We start from the raw sequence: 7,981 nt of genomic DNA, 5'->3' as shown, positions 1-7,981 counted from the left end.
CGACCAGGCCGATCGGGTTGGCGCCGAGCACGCGGCTTTCAAGGCTCACGGTCGCGTAGTTGCTGCTGCGGTTCGCGCTGGAAAACATGCGGGATTCTCCCGTTCTGACTGACGTTAATCACGGCCGGCGCGGCCAGAACATGAGGTGTGCGCCGACCCTTGGTGAAAGCGAATTGGCCCTTGCCGCTGGCGCTGATCAGAGCTTCGCGAGCTGGGTCGTGAGGTAGGACAGCGTCGAGTTGTTCTGCGAGACGATGGTGTCCAGCTTGTTGAACTGGTTCTGGTAGGCCGCCTGAACCATCGCCAGCCGGGTGTTCTCGGCGTCCTGGCGCGAACTGTTGCGCTTGAGGCTGGCGTTGAGCCCGTCGGTGCGTGCGCTGAGCACGCCGCTGCTGCCGGTGATCGAGGCGATGGTTTCATCGAGCGCGCCGCCCAGTCCCTTGGCCGCCGTGCCGCTCGCGTCCTGCGTGAACAGTCCTACGACAGCATCCCGGTTGTTCTTGAATGCGGTGTCGAACTTGGTGCTGTCGAGCTTGAGGCTGCCGTCGGTCTGGAAGGTGATGCCGGCGTCTGCAAGCCTTTGCATCGAGCCGCTGCCGAAGGCCGTGGTGAAGGTGCTGCGCAGCTGCTGCTGGATGCCGCGCACCGCCGAATCGCCGGTCAGGGCCGACGCCGTCTTGGTGCCGGCGTTGTAGGCCGTCAGGCTGCGCATCGTCGAGTTGGCCGAGTTGTAGGCGTCGATGATCGCGTTGATCGACTTGAGCACCGTGCCCGAGTCCTGGCTCACCGACAGCGTGGTGGGCTTGCCCACGTTGGTGCCCGACAGCGTCAGCGTCACGCCGTCGACCACGTCGGTCACCGAGTTGGTGGCGGCGCTCATGTCCATGCCGTCGAGCGTGAACTTGGCGTTCTGCGCGGCGGCCATCAGGGTGGCGTTCTTGCCGCTGCCGGCGGCAGCGGTCGGATCGTAGGCGAGGGCCGACAGGCCGTTCGCGTCGGTGTTGTCGCCGTCCGGATCGGTGGCGGTGATCTTCATCGCCTGCTTCTCGCCGGTCTGGTCGTTGCTGATGACCAGACGGGTGCCGTTGGCGTCGTTGATGAGGCTGGCGGTCACGCCCTGCTTGCTGGCATTGATCGCATTGCGGATGCCGATCGGCGTCATCTGGTCGGCCGGAATCGCCACGTCGATCGCGGCGCGGTCGGCATTGGTGGTGAATGTGTTGGCCGGCGTCTTCACGCTGCCGTCGCCGTTGAGCACATCGGTGGCGGTATAGCTGCCGAACTCGATGTGCAGGCTGCCGGCGCCGGTCGCGATGCTGGTGCTGCTGCTCGCAAACGGCGCGCTCGCCGTGCGCTGGGCGCGCGCCAGCTGGCTCACTTCCAGGCTGTAGTCGCCGGCCACGGCGGCGCTGTCGACCGTTACCGCGGCGATGCTGGTATCGGCCACGCTGCCGCTCAGCGACACCAGATCCGACGGCCGCTTCATCTCGCGCGCGGCGGTTTGCAGCGCCGAGAGCTTCGATGAAATCTGACCATAGGCCGAGAGCTTGGACTGGAAGGAAGAAGCCTGGGACTTGAGGTTGTTCAGCGGTTGCTGTTCGGTCTGCATCAGCCCCGACACGAGGCTCGCCACATCCAGGCCCGAGCCAATGCCGGCACTCGAAATCGTTCCGGTCGCCATGCTTCCCACCCTTCCAAAAGCCTTGCTTGAGCGCCGTCAGGCGCGCGTGCGTACCAGCGGAATGTCGCTGCTGCCGCTGGAGGAGGACGAGCTGTCCTTGCCCTTCAGCGCTTCTGCCATCCGCAGTACTTCTTCGGACGGAATTTGCCGCAGGACTTCCTTGGTCGATGTGTCGACGATCTTTGTGATTACCCGGGAACTTGAAGGATCGATCTCGAAGCGCACCTGCCGGTTGCTGTCTTCCAGCGACTGGTTGAGCTTCTTGACCGCGTCCTGCACGTCCTCGGGTTTGGCCTTGGCCGAAGCCTTGGTCTTCTCGGTCGCGGCCGCCTTGTCGGTGGCTTCGGCCGGGGCGCTGCTGGCGCTGTCGCGGGCGGCCCGGGCCTGGCCGGTCGGCCGCTGCCCGGTGGCCGCGACATCGAGTGCCGCTGCGGTACTGCTGTCGTTGGCGACGCGAATCATGGCGTTCACCTTGCCTTGAGAGAGTGACGCTGGATGGTCGAACAGGGACGGTTCTCGCGAACCATCCCGAACCGGCCATTCGCGCGAGGGGAGTGACCCCGGCGGCGATTACCGCCGGGTCGTCGCGCGATCATCAGCGCAGCAGGCTCATGACCGAGTTCGGCGCCGAGTTCGCCTGGGCCAGCATCGCGGTACCGGCCTGTTGCAGGATCTGCGCGCGGGTCAGGTTGGCGGTTTCCGAGGCGTAGTCCGCATCCATGATCCGGCTGCGCGAGGCCGACAGGTTTTCCTTCGACACGGCGAGCGTGTTGATGACGGCCTGGAAGCGGTTTTGCGCCGCACCGAAGGTGGCGCGCTGCGTGCTCACGGCGGAGATCGCATCGTCGATCGCGCTGATCGCGCTCAGGGCCAGGTTGCCGCTCACGCCCGAGATCGCGGCGCCGGTGGGGCCGGCGCTGGCGCTGGTGGCAATGCCCGACACCGCGCCCAGGGCCGAGAAGGCGCTGGTGAAGGTGATGCTGACCTGGTTGTCGGTCGCGGTCGACGCGCCGACCTGGAAGTCCATGCTGCCCGAGTACTGCAGGATGGCCGTGCCGTTGAAGTTGGTGTTCTTGATCACGCGGTCGATTTCGTTCGACAGCTGCGTGAACTCGGCTTGCAGGCTGTCGCGGTCGCTCGACGAGTTGGTCGTGTTGGCCGACTGCACCGCCAGTTCACGCATGCGTTGCAGCGAGTCGCCGATCTGGCCGAGCGCGCCTTCCGCCGTCTGCGACAGCGAGATCGCATCGTTGGCATTGCGGGTGGCGACGGTCAGGCCGCGCACTTGCGAATCCATCCGGTCGGCGATCGCCAGGCCGGCCGCGTCGTCCTTCGAGCTGTTGACGCGCAGACCCGACGACAGACGTTGCAGCGAGGTGTTCAGCGACATCTGCGAGCTGCTCAGATAACGCTGGGCGCTGAGCGAGGCGACGTTGGTATTGATGACTGCGGGCATGGCTGGCTCCCTTGGGGATTGGTCTGGGGCACGTTGATGTTGTGTGCCGATGAGCCAGTTAACGTGGCCCGGCCCCGAAACTTGAGAGCCAGCGACAAGCGGGAGCCGCAGTCCGCTCCTGCAAAGCGGCAAAAGCGCCAGAACTTGAGCGAGAAATGTGTGATGAAAATCACATAAAACAGCACTCGTGCGGCCTGACTGTCTTGCAAGACAGCACCGCTTTCAGGGCCGCCGGCGCCCTGCCGGCGGAATCGAGAAATTTCGCACAGCTTTTCGAGCGATCAGCCCTCAAGACGCCGTGCCATCGGCCGTAGCTGGGAGCAAGGGCAGCGCAGCGGTGGTCGGCCCGGCGTGTAAGGCAACTTCCTACACGCCGGCGCCAGCCGATTCGTACACGCGATACAGCGCGTTTCGGATTCATGTCCAATGTTTCGCTGCCGACAATGCGTACCCATGGAAGTGCGATTCACACAGCGCACGCAACGCGGCAAACGCCGTCACCTTCGTGTTTGTTTCATCGAGGAGATCAGCATGAACACCGAACAACTGATGCAAGAGATTCGCGAAGTGAACCTCTCGTACATGATGCTGGCCCAGCATCTGATTCGTGCCGACAAGGCCCAGGCGCTCTACCGCCTCGGCATCTCCGAGGACGTGGCCGGCGTGATCGACTCGCTGACGCCCGCGCAAATGCTCAAGGTTGCAAGCGGTGCCACCCTGATGTCGCGCTTCCGCTTCGACGACGAAATGGTCTGGAACCTGCTCACCAGCCACAACAAGCCGGCCGCCACCGAAGACAGCGCCCATGCGCTGCACGCCAGCATCGTGATGGCGTCGAACTTCGCCGAAGCCACCTCGCGCCAGTAATTCCCGCAGGCCGCCGGAACGCGCGGAAACGCGCTCCCACGAAGAGCCCAATCAGGAGGGAAAGAACATGACCAGGAAAAGCATCATCGGCGATTCACGCGACGTGCAGCGCGCGGTCGAGCTCATCAAGCTCGGTGCCCGGCTGCAAGTGCTGGAGTCCGAGACCAAGCTGTCGTACGAGCGGCTGCTCAAGCTCTACAAGGAAGTGGAAGGCAAGTCGCCGCCGAAGGGCATGCTGCCCTTCAGCACCGACTGGTTCATGACCTGGCAGCCGAACATCCACAGCTCGCTGTTCCTGAACCTGTACGAGTACCTCAACAAGGCGACCGACATCGATCCGATCGATGCCGTCATCAAGGCCTATCGTCTGTACCTCGAACAGATCGAGGCCAAGAACCTTGAGCGCGTGCTCTCCATCACCCGGGCCTGGCGCCTGACCAAGTTCGTCGATGCCGGCATGCTGCGGCTGACCGGCTGCACCAAGTGCGCCGGGCATTTCGTGGTGCATGCCTACGACCTGACCGACGGCTATGTCTGCGGTCTGTGCAATCCGCCGGCGCGCGCCGGCAAGACCGTGGCGGCGCGCACCGCGCGCCAGCGCGAGCAGGCCCGCGCCCAGGGCGTGGAGCTGCCGCTGCCCGATGACGAGATCGAGGCCTGAGCCCCTCAGGCCAATGCAAGGAACACCGGTCCTGGAACCCGCCTGACTGCCCATTACCCCGGCCTTTCCTTCCGCCCGACGGCGCCGTTGCTTGATGCAAGCCGGCGCCGTTTTTTCATGCTCGCGCGCGGCACCGTTCCACCCGAATAACGGGCTTCATCATGTTCATCATCGTTGGATACGTGATCATCATCGGCTGCGTCGTCGGCGGCTTCGCGCTGTCGGGCGGCCATCTGGGCGTGCTGTGGCAGCCCATCGAGCTGCTGGTGATCGGCGGCGCCTCGGCCGGCGCCTTCGTGGTCGGCACGCCGAAGAAGCATCTGGGAGCCACCTTCAAGGCGGTGCCGGCGGCCTTCAAGGGCGTGGCGCTGTCGAAGGAGCACTACATGAATCTGCTGGCGCTGCTCTACGACATCCTCGGCAAGGTGCGCAAGGAAGGGCTGATGTCGATCGAGTCCGACATCGAGAATCCCGACGCCTCGCCGATGTTCCAGAAGTATCCCGAGGCGCTCGCCGATCACCATCTGATCGAGTTCATCTGCGACTACCTGCGGCTCATGGTGTCCGGCAATCTCAATCCGATGGAGATCGAGAACCTGATGGACAACGAGATCGAGACCCATCACCACGAGGCGCTGGTGCCGTCGCATGCCATCACCAAGGTGTCGGACGGCCTGCCGGCCATGGGCATCGTGGCGGCGGTGCTGGGCGTGGTGCACACCATGGGTCTGGTCGGCCAGCCGCCGGCGGTGCTGGGGCATGCGATCGGCGCGGCGCTGGTCGGGACGTTCATGGGGATTCTCATGTCCTACGGCTTCGTCGGCCCGGTCGCCACGCTGATGGAGGCCTATGTGGACGAAGAGGGCAAGCAGTACCAGTGCGTGAAGGTCACGCTGCTGGCCAGCCTCAACGGTTATGCGCCGCAGATCGCGGTCGAGTTCGGACGCAAGGTGCTGTACTCGACCGAGCGCCCGACCTTCGCCGAGCTCGAAGGCCATGTGAAGAAGAAGTGAGGAGGCCGCGATGAGTTCCGCCGGTGGCAACAAGGCCAAGCCGACCATCGTCGTCAAGCGCATCAAGAAGGTCGCGGGCGGCCATCACGGGGGCGCGTGGAAGATCGCCTATGCCGACTTCGTGACCGCGATGATGGCCTTCTTCCTGCTGATGTGGCTGCTGGGTTCCACGACCCAGGCCGAGCTTCAGGGCATCTCCGACTTCTTCGCCAATCCGCTCAAGGTGGCGAACGCGGGCGGCTCGGGCGCGGGCGATGCAACCGCTGTCATCCCGGGTGGCGGCGCCGATCTTTCGAAGTCGACCGGGCAGGTCAAGCGCGGCATGTCGCCGCAGGAAAAGAAGCGCGAGCTCGACAAGGAGAAGCGCGAGCTGGAGCGCGCCGAGGCGGCCAAGATGGACAAGCTGCGCGCCGACCTCGAGGCGGCCATCGGCAACAATCCGCGCCTGGCCGAGTTCAAGAACCAGGTGAAGATCGACATCACGCCCGAGGGCCTGCGGATCCAGATCGTCGACGACAAGAACCGGCCGATGTTCGACTCGGGCAAGGCGGTGATGAAGTCGTACATGAGCGAGATCCTGCGCGAGATCGGGCCGGTGCTGAACGATGTCGACCAGAGCATCACGCTGCTCGGCCATACCGACGCCTCGCCCTATGCCGGCGGACTCGGCGGCTACAGCAACTGGGAGCTGTCGTCGGACCGCGCCAACGCCTCGCGGCGCGAGCTGGTGGTCGGCGGCATCGCGCCCGACCGCATCGTGCGGATCGCCGGTCTGGCGTCGTCGGTGCCGTTCAATCCCGACGATCCGCTCGACCCGATGAACCGGCGCATCTCGATCATCGTGATGAACAAGGTCGCGGTGGACCGCATGTACAACCGCGAGCAGAACCAGACCAGTGTGTCGGATGCGGACGGTGCGCAGGAAGCCATCGACCGCCAGGCGGCGGGAGGGCGGCAGATGTCGCCGCTCGAACGCCTGAACGACCAGGCCGCGCGCAACGCGGCCCGCAACGAACGGCGCTGAGGCCGTCGTCCGAACAGCGGGACTAACCCGCCTCTTCTCTGCGCGGCCGCCGGTGTCAAGTCGGCGCCCACCGTGCCGAAACCGAATTAGCACCTGTCTTGGGAGTGAACATGAGCGACACAAACCTGCGGTTCCTCATCGTCGATGACTTCTCGACGATGCGGCGGATCGTCCGCGGCCTGCTGAAGGAACTGGGCTACAACAACGTCGATGAAGCGGAGGACGGCGCGGTGGCGCTGAACAAGCTGCGCGGCGGCAACTTCGACTTCGTCGTGTCGGACATCAACATGCCGAACATGAACGGATTCGACCTGCTGCAGAACATCCGCGAGGACGCCGCCCTCAAGCACATTCCGGTGCTGATGGTGACGGCCGAGGCCAAGAAGGAGGACATCGTCCTCGCGGCCCAGCGCGGCGCCAGCGGCTATGTGGTGAAGCCTTTCACCAAGGCCACCCTCGAAGAAAAGATCCTCAAGATCATCCAGAAACTCCAGGCCACGGCCTGACCCAGGGAGAGTCGCATGTCACCGCACGATGTGGATACCGATATCGATTCCCTGTTCGACGCGATCGCCAGCGGCGAGATGAAGGTCGAGACGCCGGCCGCGCCGGCCCAGCCCGCCAGCGCGCCGGCCGGCGCGGCCGCCGCCGAGGAGCCCGCGCCGGCGCCGCGCGAGAACGGCGACAGCTATGACGTGTTCGTGCGCGTCGGCCAGCTCACGCGCAAGCTGCACGATGCGCTGCGCGAACTGGGCTACGACCAGAACATCGAGTCGGCCGTGGGCGCGCTGCCCGATGCGCGAGCCCGGCTGTCGTACATCGCCGACCTCACGGGCAAGGCGGCCGACCGGGTGCTGAGCGCCGTGGACGAAGGCATGGCGGCCGAGGAGCAGCTCGGTGCCGACGCGGTCGCCATCGCGGCCAAGCTCGGCACGATGCAGGTGCCGAGCCTGCGCACCGAGGCGCACGAATTTGCGGTGGCGGTGCAGACGCACAGCGAGAACTCGCGCCAGCGGCTGACCGAAATCATGATGGCCCAGGACTTCCACGATCTCACCGGCCAGATGATCAAGAAGATCGCCGATCTGGCGCACAACATCGAGACCCAGCTGGTGCAGCTGCTGCTCGACACCACGCCGCCCGAGCAGCGCGCCAAGGCCAAGACCGAGTTCCTCGAAGGCCCGGTGGTCGACAAGGCCCGTACCGACGTGGCGCACGGCCAGGAAGACGTGGATTCGCTGCTGGATTCGCTGGGCTTCTGAGCCGGCGCCGCGCGCCC

9 protein-coding genes are annotated in these 7,981 nt (G+C 65.2%); 6 read left to right on the top strand and 3 right to left on the bottom strand.

Annotated elements, in window-relative coordinates; translation table 11 throughout:
* Positions 1-196: 196 nt before the first annotated feature.
* From fliD to B9P64_RS13730, 3 genes are all read right to left on the bottom strand, one after another.
* Complete coding sequence (gene fliD, locus B9P64_RS13740) at positions 197-1,681, bottom strand: flagellar filament capping protein FliD (protein ID WP_085316820.1); 1,485 nt, start codon at positions 1,679-1,681, stop codon at positions 197-199.
* Between the two features lie 36 nt (positions 1,682-1,717).
* Entirely contained in the window at positions 1,718-2,143 is a 426-nt protein-coding gene (locus tag B9P64_RS13735; protein WP_085316819.1) for a flagellar protein FlaG, read from the bottom strand.
* Between the two features lie 133 nt (positions 2,144-2,276).
* Positions 2,277-3,137, bottom strand: coding sequence for a flagellin N-terminal helical domain-containing protein (locus tag B9P64_RS13730; RefSeq protein WP_085316818.1), 861 nt, complete (start codon positions 3,135-3,137; stop codon positions 2,277-2,279).
* Between the two features lie 531 nt (positions 3,138-3,668).
* Here B9P64_RS13730 and flhD point away from each other — a divergent pair.
* From flhD to B9P64_RS13700, 6 genes are all read left to right on the top strand, one after another.
* The gene (gene flhD, locus B9P64_RS13725) at positions 3,669-4,004 is read left to right on the top strand and encodes a flagellar transcriptional regulator FlhD (protein WP_085316817.1); all 336 of its coding nucleotides are present in this window, start codon (positions 3,669-3,671) and stop codon (positions 4,002-4,004) included.
* Between the two features lie 67 nt (positions 4,005-4,071).
* Entirely contained in the window at positions 4,072-4,665 is a 594-nt protein-coding gene (flhC, locus tag B9P64_RS13720) for a flagellar transcriptional regulator FlhC (RefSeq protein ID WP_085316816.1), read from the top strand.
* Positions 4,666-4,826: 161 nt separating this feature from the next.
* A complete protein-coding gene (motA, locus tag B9P64_RS13715) occupies positions 4,827-5,678 on the top strand; it encodes a flagellar motor stator protein MotA (protein ID WP_085316815.1) in 852 nt (283 codons plus the stop codon).
* 10 nt (positions 5,679-5,688) lie between these two features.
* Positions 5,689-6,702: a flagellar motor protein MotB gene (gene motB, locus B9P64_RS13710; RefSeq protein WP_085316814.1), complete on the top strand. Its 1,014-nt coding sequence runs from the start codon at positions 5,689-5,691 to the stop codon at positions 6,700-6,702.
* Positions 6,703-6,812: 110 nt separating this feature from the next.
* Positions 6,813-7,208, top strand: a complete 396-nt coding sequence (cheY, locus tag B9P64_RS13705; protein ID WP_085316813.1) for a chemotaxis response regulator CheY — start codon at positions 6,813-6,815, stop codon at positions 7,206-7,208.
* A gap of 15 nt (positions 7,209-7,223) precedes the next feature.
* Entirely contained in the window at positions 7,224-7,964 is a 741-nt protein-coding gene (locus B9P64_RS13700) for a protein phosphatase CheZ (RefSeq protein WP_085316812.1), read from the top strand.
* The last annotated feature ends 17 nt before the right edge of the window (positions 7,965-7,981 follow it).

It is taken from the genome of Derxia lacustris, from assembly GCF_002105195.1.
GTDB lineage: Bacteria > Pseudomonadota > Gammaproteobacteria > Burkholderiales > Burkholderiaceae_E > Derxia > Derxia lacustris.
The sequence above is the reverse complement of the archived record's forward strand: the minus strand, read 5'-3'. Positions and strand labels throughout refer to the sequence as shown.